This window comes from Allopontixanthobacter sediminis, assembly GCF_009828115.1.
GTDB classification, from domain to species: domain Bacteria; phylum Pseudomonadota; class Alphaproteobacteria; order Sphingomonadales; family Sphingomonadaceae; genus Allopontixanthobacter; species Allopontixanthobacter sediminis.
Genome location: NZ_WTYL01000002.1, coordinates 649,503 through 673,611 on the forward strand (window position 1 = coordinate 649,503; position 24,109 = coordinate 673,611).

A 24,109-nucleotide genomic window follows, 5' to 3' on the forward strand; every position below is an offset into this window, starting at 1 on the left:
GAAGTATATCCTGGCTTGCTCAGTTTGATGAGACATGTCCGCGAACTTTGTCGGTCAGGGATACTCATTCTGACTTCTCGGAGGCAGCGTACGCTTTGACGAATGCTCGATCCAGCGAGCCCGCCGCACCGCCAAGCTGCTCGGAAAGATCCGCATAGCGCGCCTCTACTTGAGCCATTCGAAGGGTCGCCCGGCTTTTCAGCAAGCTCGCTTTCGTGTCGATCGAATTGTCCAGTTCTGCCCCGTCAAAGGCCTTGACGGCGGTCTTAAGCGCCGCGTGGAAACCGGCAAAACTGGCGATCAGGTGCTGCTTTATCAATTTTAGTGAGTTTGTTATTGCTGCGGGCCCTGAAAGGAACCCACGTTCGCCATCAAGCAAGAGGTCGATCGCTAGTCGCTGAGTGGGAGCCCACTTGAACGGATTATTGCCTGCTCCGGCAATAGTGGTTCGGCTAAGATCAAATCGACCGCGCGCTCTATCCCTTTCCATCATCAAGTCAGCGATACCGATAACCATCTGGCGATATGTCGCACCGGCGCGCTCCATGACTTCCCCTGGATCCTCGCTGGAAAGCATCGAAGCATCCAAACCTGCCCCCCGGCAAAATGCTTCGAGAAGTGATTCCCCTGACAGCCGCGGTGCAGCTTGCCCGTCGCACCATTCGGTTGGGACTTGGCTCGAAGTTCCCAGCGGCGGTGATAAAACGAGGGTTCTGCCGGTGTCCATCTCTCCATCTATGCCCGGCGCAAGACTGGCTACAATGCGAAAACGTCCTAACGTTAAGCTGAAAGGAACTGGTGTAAATGTGTCGACCATATCAGGCAGACGATCCCCGCTGGACCCGTCGAACACTCCGTTAGCGCCGATCGCCCGAACAATCAGGCCGTCCATCGTCACGGCAATTTCGCAGTGCTCTCGTGATAATGCTCTATCGGGATCCGAAATAACCCAGTCACAACTCGTATCGCGCCCCAAGAGGATGGCACCGTCCCTAAGCATCCGTGCGTCGAGGGGCTGTACCGCGTTATCGCTGTCAAACAGTTGGAGAAGGTACATGGCGGGTCCCTCAAGCAGCCTTGCGCGGCGCTATTTGAACGCGCGTTGCATCCATCGATTGCGGTACTGTTGGCGTTATATTGATGCGCTCTTCAGCCGCTTCCGTCATCCGGTTGAAGCTGTCGAACAATATGCCGAATTCGTCACGCCTCTTGTGCGAAATGCGCATGGCGAAATCACGCTTTGGCGCCGCATCAAAGCTTTGCATCAGTCGGCGCAGCGGTCTCGTCACCAGCGCACCGCTTAGGTAGCTTATTGCCCAAACGACAAGGATTATGATCGAGGCCAAGATCATCATGTCGTTGTGCGACTTTGCCATAGCCGCGTCGAGATCGTCGCGCGGCAGCAACAAATCAACCGATCCAAAATTAGCGCCAGCGTATTGGATAGGCCGAGTGAATCGAAGATCATTGGCATCAGAGGCGTTGGTTACCGACAGACCGCCTTCTGCTGAAAGCACCGTTTCGTCTAAAGGCTTTGTGTATTGTTGTCCGACAAGCTTACGATCTGTAGCTGCCCTGATAATGCCGCTGGCATCGCTTACGACGACACCGCGAACCCCTTCATCAAGGGCCGCCGTGGTGACAAACGCCTGCAGCGGTGACCAGTCCTGCTCGCTAGGTGGCAGTCCCGCGTTATCCGCCATCATTACCGCGATGTTGTTGCTAACAAACTTGGCGACCATGTCCCCGGATGTTGTGGCCATCTTTTCGAGAATTTTTTCCTGACGCGCGAGGGTTGCGGATATTGCAAACACTAGGGTGATGAGCGTGATACTGACCAATGCCAGCGGCAACTTAAACGATATCGACAGTCCCTTGGGGCTGGTTGTATCTTCGTCCGACAGAGCTGAAAGTTCATGCGCCAGAGCCTTCGACACCTGGCAACCATCGGCAAATCGCTGATCTGGCTTCTTGGCGAGCAGCTTTTCAATTATCTGGCCCACACCCTTGGGACAATCGGCCGTGAACTGGTCGATCGGCGCGACCCTTTCTTGCGCAATTTGTATTGCCAATGTCGCTAAACCGGTCGATCCGAATGCGGTCTTTCCGGTCGTCATTTCATAGAGTACAGCGCCGAGCGAAAATAGGTCCGAACGATTATCCACGGCCAAGCCCAACGCTTGTTCGGGGCTCATGTAGCGCGGAGTACCAATGACCTGACCGGCTTGGGTCCGCGCCAGATAACGCTCTTCCGAGCCGTCGTTGCCGCCCGAACCTATCCGTGCAACACCAAAGTCGAGAAGCTTGGCAGTATTCCCGTCGCCGGAAAGAAGGATATTTGATGGCTTGACGTCGCGGTGGACGATCCCCTGCGCATGGGCAAATGCCAAAGCATCGCTCAACTGGATCGCTAAGCGCAAGAGCCGCTTGCACGGTATCCGACCAGACGCTTGCAGGACTTGGTCAAGCGGCTGTCCTTCGACCAACTCCATTGCAATGTAAGGTATGCCATCTGCCTCCCCTACATCGAAGATCGTAGCAATGTTTGGATGGTGAAGAGCACCTGCAGCACGCGCCTCCCGTACGAACCGAGCACTAAATTCGCTGTCACTGCGATACTCGGCCTTGAGGGCCTTGATTGCAACTACGCGCCCGATGTCCGGGTCATAAGCCCGATAGACGTCAGCCATGGCTCCTTCGCCTAGTCGCGCGTCAATCCGATAGCGTCCCAAAATCTGCACGGTGTCACCTAACTCCTTGAAATTGAGATGGTAACAGAGGTTAGTTAAGGTACTCTTTATCCCATCTAGCGGCGGCTCCGGACGGTGCTCGCAATTCGCTTCGCTCGTTGGAGATCCGAAAATATTTGTTCGTTATCTGGATCGAGCGAGTGGGCACGTTGAAGTTGCCTGATCGCTTCGTTTACCGCCCCGCGATTAAGAGCCGCTAAGCCTGCGGAACGTGCTCTGCTTGCAGCTGCCGGCTGAGCAGCAGGCTTTGGCGGAGCAGAAGCCTCTTTGCTTACCGGTGAGGCGCTAGTTTCTGGGGACCGTACAGGTTGAGCTTTGCGTACAACTGCAGGAGCGCTTTCGCGGACAGAGCTCCCCCCGGGGATCCGGAGGATCTGCCCCCTTACGAGCACCGCCGGCGTCTTCAGGCGATTGTAGCGCGCAAGTTGATAAGCTTTCAGCTTGTTCCCGAGAAGACGCTCAGCCAACCCTTCTATCGTGTCGGAGCCGCGAACCGTATAAGAATAACTGGCCGGCCCGAGCAGCTCGGTCGGGTTCTCGGAGATAGACTGTTGCAGGAGCATTAATCGCGGGTCCATCGGATAGACCTTCAAAAGCGACTTGAGCTGCTTCTTGCCACCCTTAATGTCGCCCTGCATCAACAGGGCCTGAACCCCGTCAACGTCGCCGCGCGGTGCCGTAGCCGTGGATGTAATTGACATCTCGGCACCGGGTGTTGACGCACAAGCCGTTAAGGCCAACGCTGCGAGGATCGAAACGAAATGACGCGATGAAGTTAGTCGTATGCTCATGGTGCGAACCCTTAGTTGGATGCTATTTGGGAGTAGGCTCGTTCAGGTGCTAGGAGTGCAGCCAAAGCGGATTTATGGCTAAAGAAGGGGCCTATCTCGCTGCTGCTTAGCGGCTTGGAAAAATAATAGCCTTGGAACTCGTTGCAGCCGTGCTTGCGCAACCACAAGTATTCCTCCTGTCTCTCCACTCCTTCGGCTAGAACGCGGATGCCCAGCCCACGCGCGAGTGCGATAATGCTTTGGCAGATTGCCTGGCTGTCGCTTCGCCGGTCGACTTCACTCACAAATTCCCGGTCAATCTTGATCTTGTCAAACGAGAGTGACCGCAGCGAAGACAGGCTTGAGAAGCCTGTCCCGAAATCGTCGATCGCACTACTGATACCTTTTGACCGCAGGTTCTGGAAAAATTCTGCCGCCCGCCCGAGGTCAGCCGCCGCCACGGTTTCGGTGAGTTCGATTTCAATCGCTCTCGCGGGAAGTTCGTGCAATTCGAGTATTCGCTCGATGCGGACGGCAAGATCCCCACTTTCTAGCTGACAGCTGGATATGTTGACTGCAATACTGATGGTTCCTGATTCTCGGGATTGCCAAGTACGTGCTTCCCGGCAAGCTGCATTAAGTGCCCAGATACCAACATCGCCAATCAAACCGGTACTCTCGAGTAAGGGCACAAACTTGTTCGGCGATATTACGCCCCGCAAAGGGTTGTTCCATCGAAGTAGCGCCTCTGCGCCGCAGACACGGCCCGAATAAGCGTCGATTTGAGGTTGGTAGAGCAGCTCAAACTCGTTCTGCGCCAACGCGGTACGCAGATCTTGTTCTAGACCATAATCCTCGCGTACTTGGTCTACAGACAGCTCAGCACTCTTTGCAGAGTTGACCCTCGTTCCAGACGCGCATGCGGCCAAGGCGCGGGAAAGCGCGTGTGAGGGCTGCTCGCTTGTTGTAAGATAGGCGGCTTGATAAACTCGGGTTTCCGGGATCAAGTCCAAGCATTCGTCAGCGAGCATTTCGCTAAGCGCGTAGCAAATCGCAATCAATCGCGCCCTGACATCCGGTGATGCTTCATCTGGGCCAAACCAAAGAACAAAATCGGATCGGTCTACATGGGCCACCAAAGAATCTCGACCGACCATTCGGGTAATCCTGCCCGCAAATTGTATCAGGGCTCTGTCTGCCAACGCAGGATCAAAGGCGCATAAGCGGTTGAAATCGGCAAACGAGATAACCCCGATCGTCCCTGCACAATCGTCGGCCATTTTGCTCAGTAGTACTTCACGTGTTGGAAGGCCCGTCACTCCATGTCGGTCAATCGTTCGTGCGCTGAGTTCGAGCAACCGTCGTTCGGCGGTCGCGACAGATGCACGCAATCTGGCCATTGGAGGGACGTTTGGCGACGTAACTTCGAGCCCATCAAGACGTTGTGCGAATTGCGCGATTTCCTTTCCGCGGCGGTGATGCCAATACAGGAATGCTGCAAATACGATCATCAGGACTGCGAGCAATTTGCTGGCAAATCCTTCCGGGACCAAGTTGAAAGTTCCGATTACTAAGCCCGCGCCCGCGGCCAGGAAGAAGGGCGCGTAACCGGCGGTAAGGTGGGCCATTCTCTGCAAGAAACTTGTTTGCATACCAACCGCTTAGGGTTGAAGTGATACCATGAAGTAAACAAGAGTCGGAAAAGAGGCTGCCACTGAACCCACGCATGGTTAGCAGGCGGGCGGAATTCTTGCGCGCGGAGTTGCCGAGAAGATAATTCCGGTTTAGCCGGGATAATAAGGCATAGTCTGGCTCCTGAATTCGAGATAGTGGACCGACGTAGGCCTGAATCTCAGCCTTCTGTCGACACGGAATTGTGCGATCCTGATGCGCTGAACGAACTTTAAAACACCTCAAGCCTTGCTATTGCGTCGATGTCTAAAGGTCTGCACCTTCCATTGCTGTCAGGACTACCACTCCTGGCGCAAGTCGTTCCCGTAATCCCTGCCAATCGCTGAAGCCCCAATCGTCCGGGTCTTCTGCGGAAACGACAGTCTCGCAATCGTAGTTCTTGCTAATCATGACGGCTTTCGGTTTCAGAAACATCGATTCAGTCACTGAATAAAAGATAAGCGCATGCGCCCCTCTACGCCATGGTTTTTGCTCGAGAACGATGGCCAACCGATTGCTGCTCAACCTGATGAGCATGCCTGGTGGAAATATCCCAAGGGCTTGCATGAAATGGAACAATATCTCGCTGTCGAAATGCCCGTTCCAACCCCACATTTCGCAGATCGCTTTTTCTGGGGTCCATGCCTGTTTGTAAGCGCGGTTTGAAGTCAGCGCATCAAAGACGTCGCAAATAGCACCGAGTCGAGCGGCAAAGGAAATCGAGTTGGAATTAAGTGAAAAGGGATACCCGGTTCCGTCGACCTTTTCATGGTGGTGGCGACAGACGTCCAAAGCGGTTTCGCTTATGTCGGGCGTTCTAGATAACAATCTATAGCCCTGTTCGGGATGTCCGCGGACATTATCGAACTCTTCGTCGGTTAACTGGCCTGGCTTGTTCAGGATATGGTCGGCGATACTCAACTTTCCGATGTCATGCAAAAGACCGGCAAGACCAAGGTCGCGTATGTCGGAGTGGTTCATTTCCAGATGCTGGGCAACTGTTACCATTAGCATGCAAACGGAAATAGAATGGAGATACGTGTAATCGTCCTTATTTTTAAGCCGAGTGACGCCTAGCAGAGCCTGAGGGCTATGTGCCACTGACTGCCTGATCTCATCGACTATGGAAGCAACTGCCTCAATGTCGATAGCAGACCCGCTTAAGGCTTCGTCAAAAACGCCAGCGATCCTTGTCTTGGACCGAGACACCAAAGCTGTCGCGCGGCGATATTCAGCCACCCGGGTTTCGTCACCTTTCAATTCGGACCCGCGAACTGCCTTTTTGCTTGGAATCGCGTTATTGGATCTCTGATGCCGAAGCGGCGGGGCCGAAATTATCCTTGGAGGTTCGTCGGCAGGAATGCCGCGCTTCTCATCGATCATGACATACGGTACCCCTGACTCACGCACGCGCATGACATCGTCTTCCGTCTCAATTAGGAATTTCGCGCGCCAAAACGGATGATCGAACCACGATCCGCCGAATTTAAGGATATACATTCCGCTCTTGACCTGATCGCATGAGATTTTTTGCGGCATCTTGTCGTACTCAGGTTTGAAATCCGAAGACGGTGTTTTTGAAACTATCCCATTGCGCCTGGACCGGTTTTCCAGGATCTACGATTTGCGGTCCAGGGTGTGGTGTCGTATCAAGCGGAAGTGCTGCATTTTCGGTACGGCGGTCTAGGTAGTTTAACCTAGATGCGGGTGCAGGTGTGCTGTTTGCCAGTTTCTCAGCAACGGATCAGCGTATGGCAAACGCGCGATGTTTAGGACTCCCTGAAGTCTCGGAGGGTCAGAGCCGGTTCAGCGCGCGAACTGCTATCCATAGCTATCACCGCCGCGACGGTTCGTTCCAACACTCAAGAGCTGCCCTGCAGCGGATAATTCGCCTTTGCGGGACGCACTTTACCATTCGAAATTTCTGGCTTTATTCGCAATCAAGAGCGGCCCTCGCTTGCTTTCCGGCTAAAATTCCATGCTTCGACTTTGCCTTCGTGAAGCGGGCAGCACTAACATTCGAATTTATGAAGCGTTAGTCGGCTTTAGGCCTTTTTATCTGGCGAGCGGGCCGACCGCCCTTGTTCGCTTCCTCGTTAATCTGCTGCTGCAGCTCGTCAACATTAGTCTCGAGGATCTTGATCCGATATTGGAGCTTCTGCATTTCGTTCATGTGGTGCTCCTGCTTCCAAAGCCTACGCGGCAATCAAAAATCTGAACTGCCGGATCAAAAAGTGGCCCCGCCTTTGGAAGACGGGGCCAGGGATCGAATGGGACCAACCATTCGGCTCCTCATTACAAGTCCGGCGCTTGCGTAGTTGTGAACGCGCGTAGGCTCAAACCCTCGTATATTTACGGATGGACCGATTACCGGACTGGAGGTCCGATGCTCGCTGTTTGAAACATGATCAGGCGAGGGGACAAGGTCGTTTGCATACAGGATAACTAGGAAGACCTGTCATAGCGGGGGGCAAGTCCCCGGATTGATCGTGTTAGATTGTGGCCCCAGGTTCTGCAGCGAGCGGCGATGATGTCCAACCGCAATAGGGATTATGACATAGCATTTGCTTCAGTGCGATCCGGCCTGACCGCATCTAGAAAAAGCCAGGTGCCTAAATTTGGTTTAGAATACCGCCTCAATGGTCAAGCCTTCACGTCACCCATGGCTACGACTTCAAGTTGTTTGTGCCTTGGGTCATGCGTTTCCACTTTGCGGCTGCTACGGAAGTTTAACCCGGAGCAAGCGCGTGCAAAAAGATTTTGCGTATTAAGTTTGTGCCTCGAACATTTTCGGGCTCAGATCATGGGGCAATTATATGAAGCGAGTTCCTGAGCCAGAAAGCCGGCCGGATCCGGACGAGATATTCGCAGTTCGCGACAATCTTGGTGCATGCGACCGAGCCGGTATGGGCCCCCCGGGTCGTTTCCTACCCGAATCTTTGTGCTTAGAAATCGACCAATTGCTACAACTCTACGAAGCCGAAATACGGTCTTGGTCGACCATCTCGGAACTGGAATAGCCGCGTATCATCTTGGTTCTGATCAGAACAAGGCCGCGTTGCAGGCTATCGTGCAACCTAATCTGCTTCTTAGCGGAGGCCATAGGGCGTAGCGAAGCAGTCCAATGCTTTTGCAGGTCGGCGGCGAACGCCGCCGGTGGTTCGTAGCCAAGGGATGAGTGTGTTCTCTCCCGGTTCTAGTCATCCAACCGTGCGGCGATCTCGACCCGGGCATGAGCAACAATGTCTCGTTGAGCAGTTCGTCGCGCATCCGGCCGTTAAAGCTCTCGCATAAGCCGTTCTGCATCGGCTTGCCCGGCGCGACGTAATGCTGTCTTCACCGACCGCTTTGGCGGCGCTCGATCCGGTGACGTAGGTGATCAGGGTTTTCCGTGAATGTCTGCGCTTGCTTCCTCTCCGCAAGCGCAACTGGAAGTGTCCGAATTTTGCGCCCTTACAATTTACTGTTTCTCCCACACGTATTCGTGCTGGTTGTCGTTGAGGATGAGCACTCGTTTACTATCCCGCTCACCGATCAGGATGTCCGCACCCCAAAATCCGGGCGAAACCGTAACGAGCGAAATGCTCCCATCCTCGTTAGTTTTTGTCGCTACTTCAGAGGAGATAGCTGTCGAACGCATCATCAGCTTACCCTCTTCCGAAGTAAGCGAGAGCGGGCCAAGTTCGGAATTGCTATAGCTTCCCAGCACCATGGCAACATGTTCGGAGGTTGCCGGCCAGGTCAGTTCGCTGAGCAGCTTTTCACGACTTTCTTCCGAGCGCCTAACGACTGTAGATACGTTCTCGCCTGCTTCGGCCTTGCCGTCGTATAATACCTCTAGCAGCTTGCGTTTTACCGCCTCGACAAGTGCATATCCGCCATCCGAATTGGTTAGCACAACCGCCCCCACACCCGCGGATGGGATAGCGAACCAGTTGGACTTGTAGCCGAACATGCTGCCGCCGTGCTGGATAATGCTGACACCTTTGCTAGCGTCCTCTTCGAGCCCCATACCGTACCATTCTCCGTCGCCAGTTGGCACGTTGCGCGCTCGGCGGGCGAGAAGAGCTTCGGCAGAAACAAGGCGCTCACCGGAGGGGAGCACCCCCTCGGATAGCTCGTTCTGAACGTAGAGCGCCATGTCGTGGGCCGATGACCAAGCCCCGCCGGCCGGCCGGTAGGGCACTACGGTGTCGTTGTTTCTGGGATCAATCGGCTCAACTTCGCCGCGGATATCGACGTCATAAGGTTTGGCCCAATTTCCTGCCATAGCCTCGGCGGCACTGTGCGTGGTGTTGTTCATCCGCAAGGGGCCGAAAATGCGCTCGTCCATCGCCTTGTCATAAGCCGCGCCCAGTTCCATCTCTGGATAGAGGATATGAGCCCCAAGATAGCCCGCAGCGCTTGCCATCAAATTGTTGTATTGGAATACCTCGCCGAACCCGCTCGTCGGCTCAGTCGCCGCGAGTTGCACAAAAGTCTCGCTGGCGGGAGTATTAGGATTGGTATTGAACAACCATTGCATGTCCTTGCGGGGCAGTCCCGTACAGGCGCAGACGAGGTGTTTCACCATGACCCTGCTGGTAGTCTCGGGACTGCCCAGGCGGAAATCAGGCATATAATCGGTAACTGGCTTGTCCCAATCGAGCCGACGCTCATCCACTAGGGTGGAGAGCAGCAGCGTCGCCATGCCCTTGGTATTGGAGGCAATCATGAACAAGGTGTCTTTGTCGACGGGCGCGCCGCTGGCTACGTCCTTCACACCAAGGCCACCTTCGTAAATGATTCGACCTTCGTCGATGAGGGCTAAACCCACACCCGGTACTTCCAGCGCCGTCATTGCTTCCTTGGCAAAGTTAACCAGCTCGGCAACGCGCACTTCATCTAGATTATGCGAGGCTTTTCCGGCGAAATTCTCCTTGGTGAAACCAGCAGGCCGCAGGCTCCCGGTGAGCTGGCCAAGTTGACCGCCGCGCTTGGCGAGCGTCGCGAGCGCACCATCGATCAGTACGACTGTGTACTTATCACCCTGTCTTAAAGCGACTCCTTGCGACACGTGCTTTTCGGCTGGCGCGATATCGTAATTAATAATTCGAGCGCTTTCCCAGCCATCGCGGCCTGGTGCATCCTGTGCCAAGCGTACCGGCCGGGCAAAACCGGGCATGAAAGAGTTCCACGCCTCCACCACAGCGGCATCCGCATCCGCGGCGCCCGAGATGGCGAGAAATGCGATCGCAACATCGCCTTCTGGCGCTGTAATGACTGTGGCACCTTTGCGCTGGGTCTGCGTCCAACCTGCAGGGATCACTACCAATGCACTGCGTTCAGCGACCTCAACTTGTCGGGCATCGGAGGATGTAGCTGAGTCTGTGGTCGGTTGCGCCGCTAATGGAGCAATGTCGGTTGTTACGCAAAGTGCAAGAAGACTCGCAGAAAGTAATAGGCGCATAGTTTTCCTCCCGAGATTATCTTCGCTTTAGAGGATGTATTGGTCATCCAGAACTGAAAAAGTTACATGGAGCCTGCACTCAGCGGTGGGAATGAACTACCCGCCCGCGGCTTTACTGTTGTCCAATGACTGCATTTTCGTTCGCTCGCTTCTGCAAGAGGGCCTCAAAGTCAGACTGCTCATCACACGAGCCGACCACCGGCATCGATGCGGACGTTGGTGGACGTATATGTCGATGCGATTGCGACCAATTCGCCCCGTTTAACCGAAATTCAGCGCGGCAAATCGCCGGTTGGCTGGATTCGCCGACTAAATGGTAGTTTAGCGGCGAATAGCGCCTTTTCGAAACCCGCCATTCGTTCATGCGCGAACAATGTGCGATGAATAGTGGTTACGGGGGGCGCGGTTCTTTAAGCATCGGAAGCGGGGTAATAAGCTGATTGGCACGTTTATGCCTTTAAGACCTACGTTCTCTGAAGCTGAAAAATGACCTCGACCGAAACTTCAAGAGCGTTTGCAAATTTGATAGTAACAACGATTGAATCCACCCCGAAAAAGCGGCCGTTTAACTGCCAGATCGCTCTTCCGAAACCGGCCATACGTTCATGAAGAAGCATCTCGCAAAAATGGCTGAAATCAGGGGGCGGGCACGTTCATCGGTGCCACCTTTCCAGATCTGACATAAATGGACGGCAGAATTGGGAGGCGAGAACGTCCCTTGGTCCGGCCGCTTTGCTGGCATCGGTATCGGGCCGGCAGTGCAGCGGCGGCGAATAAAGTCGATGACGGGAGCAACAGTGCAAGCGCGATAAGCCTGCCCCACAACAGCAGGCTAACTTAAACTGTTTTTAACCCTAATCTGCAATATGTTATCGGTGTTTAAACTGTGTCTGATTATCTGGTGCGTGGTGATCTCACTGTTCTGGGCGTGCGCCCCGGCGCAGGCCCAACAACGCGCAATCCTTAATCCGTCGTTCGAGTCGAACGACCCGCAAGGACCGGGAGCGGCCAATTTTCAGATTTTATCCAATGGACAGGTCCAGGGCTGGAACGCGACGACGGGCGAGATCGAACTGTGGGATACAAATTTCAATAGCGTGCCGTCCTATAATGGCTCCGTCCATGCGGAAATGAATGCCAATGTCCCCGGCGCTTTGTACCAGACCATCTGCATGATCAACGGAGAACAAGTTGGTTGGTCATTTGCCCACCGCGCCCGCGCTGGCGGAGCAACCATACAGACCGCTTCGTTCCAGATCGCCACTACATCAGGCACCCTGGTCCAAAATCTTGCAACGCAATCATCCACGATAAACAACGTTTGGAACGTCAATACCGGCAGTACCACTTATTCGGGGCCCTCCGGCCTACAGCGCGTACAGTTCACCACCACCAATCCTGGTTCCTTCGGGAATTTTCTGGACGACATCCGGATAAATCTGAATCCCTTCGTGGAATTCAACACCAATGCGTCGAGCGGTGTCGAATCAACAGCCACGGCAAATTTGCCAGCCTTGATAGTCAGCGGTACCTTGTTGACCCCGCGCACTGTCACGGTCCAGATCACTGGCGGAACGGCGACACGGGGCGCCGATTTTTCCACGCCGGGCGGTGGCGCCACTTTCAGCGTGAACATCCCGGCGGGCATTTACACCAACACCACCGTGCCGCTCGGCATCGTCATCCTAAACGATTCTATCGCCGAAAACAGCGAAACCATCCAAATGGCAATTTTGGCCCAAACGACCTACACCGTGTCAAATACTGTTAGCTGCGGCGGGGCTGCCACTGCGAGCACAACCTATACGATAACCGATGACGATTCCCCGGTGGTGCTGGCCAAGCAGTGGACCAATGGAATTGTCGGAAATGCGGTCAGTCTGTCAATCACCGGCGGGGCGCTTTTAACCGCAGGCTCTTCAGTTGTCGGCGGAGCATCAACCAATGCTACTGCAGTGGCCCTCGCCGGGCAAACGCTGACGCTGACCGAAAGCTATACGACCGGCAGTTCGGCAAACTACAACACTACTCTAGAATGCCGCAAAAACAGCGATAATGCAGCAGTATCGGTGACCGGAACGGGGCTGAGCCGAACGATCACCATGCCAACTGGCGGTGCAGTAACCTGCACCTACGCGAACACGCGAAGATCGGCGACCTTGACCATCCGCAAGCAGTGGACGAACGCGATAGTTCTGGACGCAACAAGCGTTTCCATTACCGGGCTGATCAACAACACCAGCCTAGCAGCCGTAGCAAATTCCACGAACGAAACCGATTCCGCAACCGCAATAACCGTCTACGCGGCGGAAAGCGGCACGATTTCAGAGATCTGGTCTGTTGGCAATCCGCTCAATTATAACGCTACTCTTGCCTGCACCGGCAACAACACGCCGCTCGCCGGAACCACTCTTGTTGTCAATCCAGCCGATACGGCGATTGTATGCACCTTCACCAATTCGCGCCGGTCTGCGGTGCTGCAATTGCGGAAGAACTGGGTCAATGCCATCGTCAACAATGCGGTGAGCTTGCCAGCGACAGCAGGGTTCACCAACAATACCGTCGCTTTCGCATCGGTCGCAAACACCACCAATGAGACCGATAGCGGCGCCTCCGTGACTGTTTTTTCCGGTGACGTCGGCACGATCCGCGCCGAAACATTCACCGCTGGTAATGCAGCGCTTTACCAGAAGGTGCTCGCTTGCACCGGCGGAACCTTGTCGGGCACCAATGCCTTAACTAACAACACATTGATGATAAGTCCTTCCGATGCCGGAACCACGATCGTTTGCACTTATGCAAACGTACGCACCACGCCTCTGACAGTCATCAAATCGAGCGGGGTAGTCGCAGATGGCATCAGGCCGACCGATCCCTTGGCGATCCCCGGTGCGACCGTGCGCTATTGCATCCTTATAACCAATCCCGGTGCCACTTCTGCAACTTCCGTAATTGCTACGGACATCCTGCCGCTGAACGTAGTCTTGATCGCCGGAACCATGCGAACGGGCACCAGCTGCGAAAGCGCCACAATGGTGGAAGATGCGAATGCCACGGGCAGCGATGAAAGCGATCCGTTCGGGATGTCCGCCAGCGGATCGACCATCACCGCCACCGCAGCAACCCTCGCCGCCTCTGGCAGCTTCGCGATAGTTTTCAACGTGATCTTACAGTGAGCGATCCTGCCTCCCCCCCCCTGCAAAAAAGCCGATCTCATGCATCTGAAACGGGACTGCCGGAAGCTGCCGATGGCTTGTCGTCGACTGAAGACGGAAGTGGGACCGCTTATAGTCAGCCTGGTTACTCTCGGTCGGCAAAAGCCGATTAATTGGTGGCGGGTAGCGATCACCGAAAAGGCTGTAAGTTCGTTCATGATGGCGAGGATCTTCTGCTTTTTTACTGTTCGGCAATACCAACTGCTTAACTGACAGGTCTTTAGTGAATAGCGCGCGGGGCCACATAAATGTCGAAATTTGGTTTTCTTGGCTTGGAGCGCGCGAGCCAGAACGAAACCAGCGATTTCTTGCCATCAGTCGCAGGTCGCAACGTCTTGGAAGAAGAGCAGCGCACTTCGTTGAAACCGCCTCACCCCGAAAACCTAATCAGCGCCTTTGAGGACGCTGCGCAAGGATGGTTTTGGGCGACCGATTGCGCAGGCGAACTGACATACCTCACTCCCAATGCGCTTTCGGTCCTTGGTGCGGGCGCGGGTGAAGGCGCCAAGGCGCTTTTCGCCAACTTGTTCCTACAAAATAAGGACGAGTTGGAAGCTGGCCGAACCTTGTCATTCGCGATGATCCGGAACAGCAGCTTTTCAAAGCTTGTCGTTACCAATGCTTTTGGCCCACAGCGCCGTTGGTGGTCGGTTTCTGGCACCCCGAAATTTGATGATGGTGGCAATTTCACGGGTTACTGCGGAAGCGGTGTCGATATCACCTCACAACGCGAATCTTCTGAGAACGCGACGCGGATAGCAATGTGCGATTCGCTCACCGAGTTGCCCAATAGGCTGCGCATGTCGCAAGTTCTCGATGCACATCTTTCCAAATACCATTTTCATAAAGAGCCATGTGCGATCCTGCTCATCGACCTCGATAGGTTCAAACAGGTCAACGACACGCTTGGCCACCCAGCGGGGGATGCGCTGCTCAAATTCGTTGCACAACGCCTATTCAAGCTTGTGGGTGACCGGGAGCGGATCTTCCGTCTGGGCGGCGACGAGTTCAATGTTTTCGTGCGCAACTCAGATGACAGGGGGGTTCTCGAGGCGCTGGGCAACGAGATTATTGCCTGCTTGTCAGAGCCCTATTCCATCGATGGCAAGCGCTGCAGTATCGGCGCTTCTGTCGGCATTGCGGTGAGCCCGCATAATGGTCTTACGGCGGATGATCTGATCCGGAACGCGGACCTGGCGCTCTATGGTTCGAAAGCGAATGGTCGCGGCTGCACCACATTCTTCTCACAGGAGTTGCTAGAAAGGGCCAAAGATCGCCGGGGCATTGAAGAAGATCTGCGCGATGCCCTCACAAGAAACGAATTCGAAGTTTACTACCAACCGATCGTCAGATGCGCAGACAATAAAGCCACCGGCGTGGAAGCGCTGGTGCGATGGTGTCACCCAACGCGCGGCCCGATCTCGCCTGAGTTATTCATCCCCATCGCCGAAGAAGCCAATCTGATTTCCGTACTGGGTGAATGGGTATTACGCCGTGCCTGCGATGATGCCTCCAAATGGCCAGGAAAAATCAGGGTTGCAGTCAACATCTCGCCAATCCAGTTCGCCAGCGGCCTGCTGCCCAATCTGGTAGTTTCGGCGCTGGCCAATTCAGGTCTGGAAGCCAATCGCCTGGAACTGGAAGTTACCGAAGGAGTGTTCCTCAGCGAAAGCCAGGATACCGATCAAACGTTCGCTACTCTGAAACGAATTGGCGTACGGCTTGCTCTCGACGACTTCGGCACCGGCTATTCCTCGCTCGGATATTTGCGCACTGCTCCGTTTGACAAGATCAAGATTGACAAAAGTTTCGTTTATGCCGCCACTCTACCCGGCTCGCGCAACTCCGCCATTATCGCCGCCATTGTCGCCTTGGCTGATGCGCTCGAGATGGAAACAACTGCCGAAGGGATCGAAACGGAAGATCAGCTCAGCTTGATCCGCGATCTTAAAGTCAGCCACGTGCAAGGCTATATCTACAGCAAGCCCGTGCAGAATGCTGTCGTCAACGACCAGCTCCATTCGGGCAATTGGGCTATAACTCCCAACGGGCCTTCCCACCAGCGAAGCGACCGCAAGTCGGTCTACCGTAGAGTCAGAGCTATTTTCGGAAATCATTGCCGCACAATTCTCATTCGAAACCTGTCCGAAAGCGGCGCGCTCATCGAAGGCCTCGACAACGTGCCGACGGGCAGCAAATTGCTAATCGATTTTGCCGAAGGCCAGCTGGTTTTTGCCAAGGTGGTACGTAATCACAGTCGTCTTTCCGGTGTGCAGTTCGAAAGCCCGCTTGACCGGGACGAGGAAGGTCGGTTTCACCCTCGGCACAGGGTTTCCAAGCTGCAACTTCGTTCGTTAGGCATTTCCAGCAACCACGAGCTTGAAGTTGCGCCGGCTATTGCCGAGAATAATTCTGCAGAGCTGGAAGAGCTTCGTGGCAGGCTGGGAATGGCATCGCAGACGACGGACGGTCCAGTACGATTAGGCAGTCCCCGTGGTACCGGCGCAGAAGCTAATCTGACGCTCAATTCTCTTGCGAGACTTTATCTAGACTCCATAGGCGACGATCCCGGCCGCTACAAAACCGAAACCACCCTACTCCGCGACCACGTCCTCCCCAATTTTGGCCAGATGCGACCCGATGAAATATCGACTCAGTATTTGTCGGATTGGTTCGAAAGCACGAGAAGGCGGGATACGCCCGGCCAAGCCGCCATCGAACAGATGATCCTGCTACTGCAGCGCTTCAATGTTCGCGAGATTGCGAATGTGGAGGGCAAGGCGCTAAGCCGCAAAGCCAAACACGAGCGGCATCTGAGCGCCGATGAAATCGAGCGCCTGAACGCCGCGGTCGCCGAAAGTCACAATCAGCATTTGAAATTTGTCGTTGCTTTGCTGATGCTCACCGGTGTCAGGCAGCGCGACCTGAGCGAAGCGCAATGGAACCAGTTCGATCTCGATGACAAAGTCTGGCATATGCCCGACCCGAATTCAGGCAAAAGCCGATCTGTTCCCTTGTCGCAAAAAGCCGCCGACTTAATTGCTCAGCTGCCACGACTGGAAGGTTGCCCGTATTTGATCGCTAATCCTAAAACCGGAAAACCTTACATCTCTTTCGCCGGCAGCTGGCAGACTGCGATCTCTCGGGCCGACTTAATGGGGCTGGAAATCGACGACGTTCGCAACTGCATCGAACCCTCAAAGCTTGGTGAGCCTTAGTTTAGCTGCCGTCCAACCACTGACTTGGCCGTGACAACTGCTAAGGAAAAAGCTCGACGAAGTGATTTCGGCTTTTGAACCAAGGTTGGCCATTAGGCCGTTAGGCACTTGCGCCGACAAAGCCGTTATTGTTCGGCTCATTCCCTGCTTTTAACCCTGCCATAAATTCAACTTTATGGCCTGCGCGCCTGCCATGTTCGGCCATAGCGGGCTCCCGGTGAGACATATTCATAGCAGAACCCGCTACTCTGGGAGCAAGATGTCCCCGACAAGCGCCCCCCCAGATGACAAAGCAGGAATAAGCAGTATCAGGGCAGAAACCGGAGGAGCAGGGGTGGCCGTGGCGGCGTAGGTAAGGGTTCCACAATAAGCACCCTCGATATAACCATCGCAATCATCGCCGGCGCAAGCCGCGGCTTCGGACTAAGCGCAGCGCTACAATGCGCGGCGCGCGGCAGCGGCGTAAATCTTACCTACAACAGCCATCCCTAATTCCGCACCGGGCACAATGCCGTGGTCTTTCCATTATGTGAAGGTACGGCAACTAATCAGTTCGAAGTTGGCGGCATGGAATCGACCATAGTAATAGGCTGAATATCGATGCCAAAAAGCTTCCAACGCCCCTGCTCCCATTGGAAGTACATGTCGAAATAGATGGACGTCGGGCGCAGGTTAAACTGCCCTTTTACCTCAAACACATCAGGCTGGATTTGGCGGGGAGCTTCGCTGTATGTTGGTGGAACTAGCAACGCATTGGACAAATCAATTTTGGCGTTACGAATGCCCGAAAAAACATTCGCGAGATTTGCTGCATTGTTATTTATTTGAAAACCTTGGGCAGACATGTCCCGAAGAACTGAATAATTGCCAGACTGGTTAGCATGGTCGACAGCTAGTATTGTTGACCATAGCAACTTCGATAGTTCGAGAGCGCCAGGTACCGGTCGGACCGAAGCTGGCGGCTGGATCGAAACGGGAGGGGTTTGTACCTGTTGGGCTGCAACAGGTGCCAAGCCGAATCCTGCCATAAACATAAGGCTAGTTGCGGCGGCGCGGAAGAATGTCGGGGCGGTACGCCCCGACATTCCCATTATCTCGATAGTTCCTTGCATGAGCGTCAGATTACCAGATCACCAAGCGATCTGGAAGCCGCCGCGTGCGCCGACCTCACCGCTGTCGAAGCCGACGCCGACCCCGGCCGAAATGGACGCTTTGTCACTCACTCGAGCTGACATCGCAATCGTACCGGCGCCCTGATTTTCGAAATAACCTACGCCGCCCGACACACCGAATTTGGCGCCCGAAGGAAGCGCCGGCGACTCCATTGCCAATGCCATTGCGACACCTTCATTGGCACGGCTGATGGCAGCACGATTGGCTGCGGTTTCCCCGAACAAGTCATTAATCTGTCCGGTCTGTGCTGAGGTGAGCGCCTGTAGACCGGCAATTCCCGTCGCATTTGCGCTGATTGCTGCGCTATTAGCACTGACCGAGGACTGCTGGGCGAAACCAGAGAAATCCGGCCCAGACTGCAGGCCGAGAGTACCGCTAGAATCGGCCGTGACGAAAGATAGGCCACCAGTCTGCGACGTCGTACTGGTGCTCAGCGATGCGATAACGACCTGACCATCATTGGCAGCCGTAGCGCCATTGCCGATAGCTACCGAATTGGCGCCAGATGCTACCGACTGGTTACCTAAGGCGATTGCTCCAGCACCTGTTGCCGACGCAGCTTCGCCTACTGCAACCGATCGCACCCCACTGGCAGTCGAGAGATGACCTAGCGCGGTCGCCCGCTCAGCGGTGGCATTTGCCCTCCAACCGTATGCTGTCGCACCTGCGCCAACGGCTGATGATTGCCCGCCGACAACGGTAGTCGAAGGGCCGCTTGCAATGGTCGAGAATCCGCTCATCCCGTCGCGATTGCCGCCAATTGCAATGGAGTCTCCTCCAGTCGCCTGCGCGGTATTGCCGAGCGCGATTGCATTGCTGCCAGACGCGATTGAATCTTCACCGCCGGCGAAGCTCTGCGCGCCAGAGGCAGTCGATTGATGTCCCACAGCCGTCGCCATTGCGCCTGTCGCTGCCGATTGCCAGCCAAGCGCAGTCGCCCCAGGGGTAGTGGCAACGCTTTCGCCGCCAAGCGCAGTAGTCGAGTTTCCGCTGGCAAAAGCGCTGTCGCCCAAGGCTAGAGCGTCAATCCCGTTGGCAATGGCTTCGTTGCCAATCGCGCTGGAATTATCTGTTTTCGCATCAGCATTTTCACCAATTGCGATAGAGCGAATTCCAGTTGCCGTGGCCAAGTGACCCAATGCCGTCGCCCGCTCGGCTGATACTGACTGCCAGCCAAATGCGGTTGAGCCAGGTCCTGTTGCCGAACTTTCGCCGCCAACTGCTGTGGTGGAATTGCCGGTCGCCATGGCGGTGTCGCCGATTGCCAATGCATCAATCCCATTAGCTATCGCTTCGTTGCCAATGGCGGTGGCATTATCACCTTGCGCATCAGCATTCTCGCCGATTGCTACCGAGCGAACTCCCGTCGCTGTAGCCAGATGGCCCAGCGCGGTGGAGCGTTCGCCTGACATTGATTGCCAACCGTAGGTCGTCGAGCCAGGGCCGGTTGCGACGCTTTCTCCGCCAACAGCGGTCGTCGAATTGCCGTTCGCGATAGCAGTGTCGCCGATGGCGATTGCATCAATTCCATTGGCGATGGACTCGTTGCCGATCGCAGTAGCGTTATTGCCCTGCGCGTCCGCATTTTCTCCAATTGCTACTGATCGGATACCAATTGCGGTGGCGAGGTGACCAACAGCAGTAGATCGTTCGCCCGACATTGTCTGCCAGCCAAGAGCCGTGGAGCCAGGTCCGGTTGCAACCGCCTCGCCGCCAACAGCGGTCGTGGAATTGCCCGTTGCAGAGGCGGCGTCACCGACGGCAAGTGCGTCTACACCGTTCGCGGTTGAACCATTGCCGATTGCAGTTGAATTGGCTGTTTGCGCGTCAGCATTTGTCCCGCATGCCAATGCGGTATCATCCGTGGATGTCGCTCCTCCATCGGTGTCGCCCGCATCGGCAACACCATTGTCATTGGAGTCTAAAAGGCATTCGGCCGCTGCTGCCGGTGTCGATATCAAAACTGGCGCGGCCAGTATGGCGGTGCCGCTCAAGAGCGCGAATGTGAATTTCTTCAAGTAACAATTTGTCATGGGAAGTATCTCTTCCTGTCTCTAACAGATCAGAAAGCCAGTCGGCGGCGTAGGTTTGATCGCCGAAAGTTGAAGCAAGACCACGTTATCGTGAACTCATCTTCTTGTCGGGGCAACTCCATCCGCATCCTCGGCTCGCCATCCCGAACGGATAACGGGCGCACCTACGAAGCCATTGCGCTTTCGGTTGCAGTAAGACCGAAAAAAATGATGGATGCGGTCTGCGGATAGGTTTTGCGCAGTCTCCGTGGGCGCTTCACTCCCGCATCCTGACTAGACGCTGTCAATTGCTCCGATCAACAGGATTGGAGGGGAGGGTGCTTCGTGAGGAGCCCCAGTGTTTTCCTCGAATGTGACGGCCAAGGATGAGCCTGGCAGGAGCAATTCAGATTCCGCTCCTGTTAGGTTTCGCTCAAGCACCCCAGAATTGGGGATATAGCCGAGCGATTGCGGCACGCCGCCCTCCGGTATCACCCACAGCTCTGCTACTTGGCCCTCACCCGCTTCCAGGCCGGAGACGCGTACCGATAGTCGCTGGGATGTGGGATTTATGAGGCTCGCCAGTCGGGAAGTGCCGTCTTCATTTTGTAATTGGGCGATCAGCTGAGGTTGGGCGCCTTCAAATGTTGTTGGACCAACTGGTGGATTGGTTGCCGGAGTCGACACATATAAGACCAGCGCCGCAGCGGCCATAGCGGTGCCAAACATGGCGAACCCGACGCTCAACCTGGAGGGGCGTTCGGCTTTCGGCTGAATGGTCACCACTCTACGATCAGCAGCACTTTCGTGTTTGATCCGGTTAAGGATCGCTTCCCGTGTAGCGCTAGAGGGCGCAAACTGGGTCGCTTCCTCGGCCATGGTTCCTAGCCGCCGGTCCCACCATTCAACGGCTTGTACGAACGACGGATCAGTTAGAATAGCGCGCTGCGCCTGCACCAGTTCCTCACCCTCAAGTACGCGCAAGGAATATTTGCCGGCCTGAATGAAAGGATCTTCAGTTTCCATTTGCTCTCTATCAACCACCGAGACATCCCTTCAATCCCATCAGCCCGCGGCTGATCCAGCTCTTGATGGTACCGATCGGTACGCCAATGTGATTAGCAAGCTCAGATTGTGTGTATCCCTCGAAATATGCCAGCCTGATTGACGTTCGATGATCGGATCGCAAGGTTTCGATACATTTCCGCAAGGCTTCTTGATCTTCCATGTCGCAAAGCCAGTCATCGGCAGGTTTGGCATCATCGGCAAAATTCTCGAGAACGTCGTCACCGATTTCCGTCATACGCCCTTCTCTGCGTACGACGTCGATGGCTGAATTTCGCGCAATCGCGCACAGCCAGGTGATCGGGTTGCCCTTGTCCGATCGGTACGTGCCCGCGCGCCGCCAAATCTTCATATAAACATCTTGCAATATTTCTTCTGCTCGCCCCCGGGAGCGCACGATACGAAGAATGCTGCCGTACAATACTCTGTTGGTCTGATCGTATAGTATGCCCATAGCCGCCTCATCCCCCGATGCGACTTTTGCTAGAGCAATCTTCAATGCAGTTCGGCGATCTTCCATGTCATCTCACTCGAATATGACCTGCGCAGGATTTTCCAAGAAACTACCAATACCAATTGAAGCCCGGATTTGGGTTCAAATGCTGTTGGTTAGACGAGGCACCAATCATTTGTGAACTAGCTTTACGTGCATTCTGTGCGACCCAGATCAATGAATACACAATTCTGAAGGCTGATGTTCTGCGCCCCATTTTGCAGTGCGCCAGACGCTTCGTTTGCCGATTAATGGCAACGCGAGCACAACCAAAGAAGAGCAAAATGATCCTTTCCTACTCGGATGCCCAAAGTGCCGAATTTCGCCGAATTGATCGGGCAACTTTGCGAGTTCGGCGGAGCCTCGACGTTCTGAACTGTTTCAAATGGCGAGCAAGCCTAACAAATCGCCCAGAGTTTCCAGATCTGACTTCCAAAATGTACTACGCATCAATCGAGTTTCGGTTGCGATCGACGTAACATTCCTGTCGGGAGGGAAAGTTTAGATCGTTGCCGAGTTTGAAGTGACCGCAGCCATAGTTGCTGTCGGCAAGTAATGGCTCAGAGCCCCCTTTTCAGATAATCCTAACGAAAGGGCCCTCACAAATATGCTTTGGGTTTAAGGGTGGGAGGCACGAGAGTTCGGCCTTTTCGCTTCTCATGCTTTAGGCCACGCACCAAACCAAGGCTCAGAAACAATAACCTTATGTAGCGGTCGACAGAACCGCGCCGACAGCAGCTACGAGCGATGAACGACCAGTATCGATTGCGTTCGCCCGGTAGCTCGCTCCATTGCATTCATAACCCAGTGAGACATTTCACGACTTGCATATGATTTTAGCGACATCAAACTGTCGATTTTCAGGCATAGGCAATTGTGGCCCTAGTCTTTCGGCGCTTCATCCGCATTGATCCACCAACGGCAGCAAATCCAAGAATTAGCATCAACCATGTCGCCGGTTCTGGGACAGCCCCAGACACTTCAGAAATGATCAGAGTGCTTCTACCGGTTGCGATGCCTGAAAAATTGAAGGTTCCCGTATTGAAAACCGGGCGCCCATCGACAAAAGAGAAGAGGTCTGCGCCGCCAAATTGTGTGAATCCGAGCCCGGGCGCGCTTATGTTCAGCGCTGCGAGGATACTGCCGGAGCCGAAGTTGACGTTTCCGCTTCCGGCGATTCCGTTGAATGTTCCAGGGACGTTATTGAAAAAGATTTGGCTGCCACCAAGCAATGGCTGATTGTTCACACGATCAGGAACCACCGGATCGACTTCGAGTGTGAAGGTTGCATTTCTCGATCCGCTTAGATCGAAAAGCAGTGTAGCAGCAGATGCGGGCACAGCAGTTAGGAGGCTCGCGGCAATTGCGCTGGTTACTAAGAAGTATGATGATTTCATTTGGGTATATCCTTTATGAAATGTGAAAAAGTGCCAAGGTCATCTTGCCTTCGCTACACTCGGAAGTTCGTAACTAGTTAATTGTTTTTTCTAGAAAAATACCGCTTCAAACGAAATTTTTCGATAGGTGCAACCATGGCAACGAATTGATCGTAGGAAACCTGATGGACCAAGCATTTTTGGCGAGATGTGCAGAGTTACAACGTAGGGTCATCCGCGCTTGGATTGGCTCTCCTGAGCCGGAGGTCGGCAACCGGTAACAGAGCATACGTTCCAGCGCCCGAATCGCGTTACCGAAACAGCCGTTCGTTCACAAAGGCATTGGGCAACAAATGGCAGGGGTCAGAGGGTTTGGAGATAGACCCCCATCCGCGGCGGGGTGGGCCAAACGATTACCTTGCAGGTAATCGCGCGAGCAAGGGCTTCAGGGTTTATGACTGGCAGTCACAAGCGGCCGCTCTCGCAAGTAATAAGTTCCTTTCCGGCGAATTGCGGGTGATCGCGGCCGCAGCTAGGAATTGCAAGCGCTCTTCGGCCGGTCGACCTGCTCGGAACAATAGGTCGCCCCTTGCCGCCGGCAGCGGCGCATAGGAAGGCATCAAGGCAACTTCGGCAATTTGGTCCAGCAGACTCAAGCCCGCGTTGGGTCCGAAGGCTATGCTGTGAGCGACGGCACGTTTCACATCGACCACCGGTAATGGCGGCACGACCTTTGGATTGTCGTATAGGATGGCGATGCGCAGCCAGTCGCTAATCCTGCAGGCGTATCCGGGATAGAGTGATCGGGCGATTTGCAGACTGCAAGTTTATGAGCCGAACCGTCTAACTTATATTGTGCACTGCAGCGGAACGCTTGTCGTACAATAGCGTTTTATCATAACAAATTGGAGCCGGTC

Annotated in this window: 14 protein-coding genes and 1 pseudogene; 2 read left to right on the forward strand and 13 right to left on the reverse strand. The window is 54.7% G+C overall.

The window, feature by feature from the left end; all coding sequences use genetic code 11:
- Nucleotides 1-64: 64 nt before the first annotated feature.
- The 8 genes and pseudogenes from GRI65_RS08860 to GRI65_RS08895 all read right to left on the reverse strand — a co-directional run bounded on the left by GRI65_RS08860 (nucleotide 65) and on the right by GRI65_RS08895 (nucleotide 10,640).
- On the reverse strand, nucleotides 65-1,057 hold the full coding sequence (locus GRI65_RS08860; RefSeq protein WP_160756149.1) for a type VI secretion system-associated FHA domain protein: 993 nt from the start codon (nucleotides 1,055-1,057) through the stop codon (nucleotides 65-67).
- A gap of 10 nt (nucleotides 1,058-1,067) precedes the next feature.
- On the reverse strand, nucleotides 1,068-2,741 hold the full coding sequence (locus GRI65_RS08865) for a protein kinase domain-containing protein (RefSeq protein WP_332872626.1): 1,674 nt from the start codon (nucleotides 2,739-2,741) through the stop codon (nucleotides 1,068-1,070).
- Between the two features lie 65 nt (nucleotides 2,742-2,806).
- Nucleotides 2,807-3,451 carry a LysM peptidoglycan-binding domain-containing protein gene (locus tag GRI65_RS08870; protein WP_160756151.1) on the reverse strand — a complete coding sequence of 215 codons (645 nt, stop codon included), beginning with the start codon at nucleotides 3,449-3,451 and terminating at the stop codon, nucleotides 2,807-2,809.
- A gap of 101 nt (nucleotides 3,452-3,552) precedes the next feature.
- On the reverse strand, nucleotides 3,553-5,172 hold the full coding sequence (locus GRI65_RS08875; protein WP_160756152.1) for a putative bifunctional diguanylate cyclase/phosphodiesterase: 1,620 nt from the start codon (nucleotides 5,170-5,172) through the stop codon (nucleotides 3,553-3,555).
- Between the two features lie 286 nt (nucleotides 5,173-5,458).
- Entirely contained in the window at nucleotides 5,459-6,730 is a 1,272-nt protein-coding gene (locus GRI65_RS08880) for an HD-GYP domain-containing protein (protein ID WP_269816304.1), read from the reverse strand.
- A 496-nt stretch (nucleotides 6,731-7,226) separates the two neighbouring features.
- Entirely contained in the window at nucleotides 7,227-7,364 is a 138-nt protein-coding gene (locus GRI65_RS08885) for a hypothetical protein (protein WP_160756154.1), read from the reverse strand.
- A gap of 798 nt (nucleotides 7,365-8,162) precedes the next feature.
- Nucleotides 8,163-8,521 (reverse strand): annotated as a pseudogene (locus GRI65_RS15255) (integrase core domain-containing protein); the annotation flags it as partial.
- A 130-nt stretch (nucleotides 8,522-8,651) separates the two neighbouring features.
- Nucleotides 8,652-10,640 (reverse strand): serine hydrolase domain-containing protein, encoded by a 1,989-nt coding sequence (locus GRI65_RS08895; RefSeq protein WP_160756155.1) that lies wholly within the window; start codon nucleotides 10,638-10,640, stop codon nucleotides 8,652-8,654.
- A gap of 905 nt (nucleotides 10,641-11,545) precedes the next feature.
- On the opposite strand from GRI65_RS08895, the gene GRI65_RS15445 reads away from it, so the two are divergent.
- Both GRI65_RS15445 and GRI65_RS08905 read left to right on the forward strand, forming a co-directional pair.
- Complete coding sequence (locus GRI65_RS15445) at nucleotides 11,546-13,816, forward strand: DUF11 domain-containing protein (protein ID WP_160756156.1); 2,271 nt, start codon at nucleotides 11,546-11,548, stop codon at nucleotides 13,814-13,816.
- A 287-nt stretch (nucleotides 13,817-14,103) separates the two neighbouring features.
- Nucleotides 14,104-17,073: an EAL domain-containing protein gene (locus GRI65_RS08905; protein WP_160756157.1), complete on the forward strand. Its 2,970-nt coding sequence runs from the start codon at nucleotides 14,104-14,106 to the stop codon at nucleotides 17,071-17,073.
- Nucleotides 17,074-17,621: 548 nt separating this feature from the next.
- Here GRI65_RS08905 and GRI65_RS08910 read toward each other — a convergent pair.
- The 5 genes from GRI65_RS08910 to GRI65_RS08930 form a co-directional block, all read right to left on the reverse strand.
- Nucleotides 17,622-18,164 carry a hypothetical protein gene (locus tag GRI65_RS08910; RefSeq protein WP_202391232.1) on the reverse strand — a complete coding sequence of 181 codons (543 nt, stop codon included), beginning with the start codon at nucleotides 18,162-18,164 and terminating at the stop codon, nucleotides 17,622-17,624.
- A 39-nt stretch (nucleotides 18,165-18,203) separates the two neighbouring features.
- Entirely contained in the window at nucleotides 18,204-20,264 is a 2,061-nt protein-coding gene (locus GRI65_RS08915) for a YadA-like family protein (RefSeq protein WP_160756158.1), read from the reverse strand.
- Between the two features lie 288 nt (nucleotides 20,265-20,552).
- Nucleotides 20,553-21,284 carry an anti-sigma factor gene (locus GRI65_RS08920; RefSeq protein WP_160756159.1) on the reverse strand — a complete coding sequence of 244 codons (732 nt, stop codon included), beginning with the start codon at nucleotides 21,282-21,284 and terminating at the stop codon, nucleotides 20,553-20,555.
- Nucleotides 21,285-21,294: 10 nt separating this feature from the next.
- Nucleotides 21,295-21,843: an RNA polymerase sigma factor gene (locus tag GRI65_RS08925; protein WP_160756160.1), complete on the reverse strand. Its 549-nt coding sequence runs from the start codon at nucleotides 21,841-21,843 to the stop codon at nucleotides 21,295-21,297.
- Nucleotides 21,844-22,676: 833 nt separating this feature from the next.
- Nucleotides 22,677-23,213, reverse strand: a complete 537-nt coding sequence (locus GRI65_RS08930; protein WP_160756161.1) for a PEPxxWA-CTERM sorting domain-containing protein — start codon at nucleotides 23,211-23,213, stop codon at nucleotides 22,677-22,679.
- Nucleotides 23,214-24,109 lie beyond the last annotated feature (896 nt).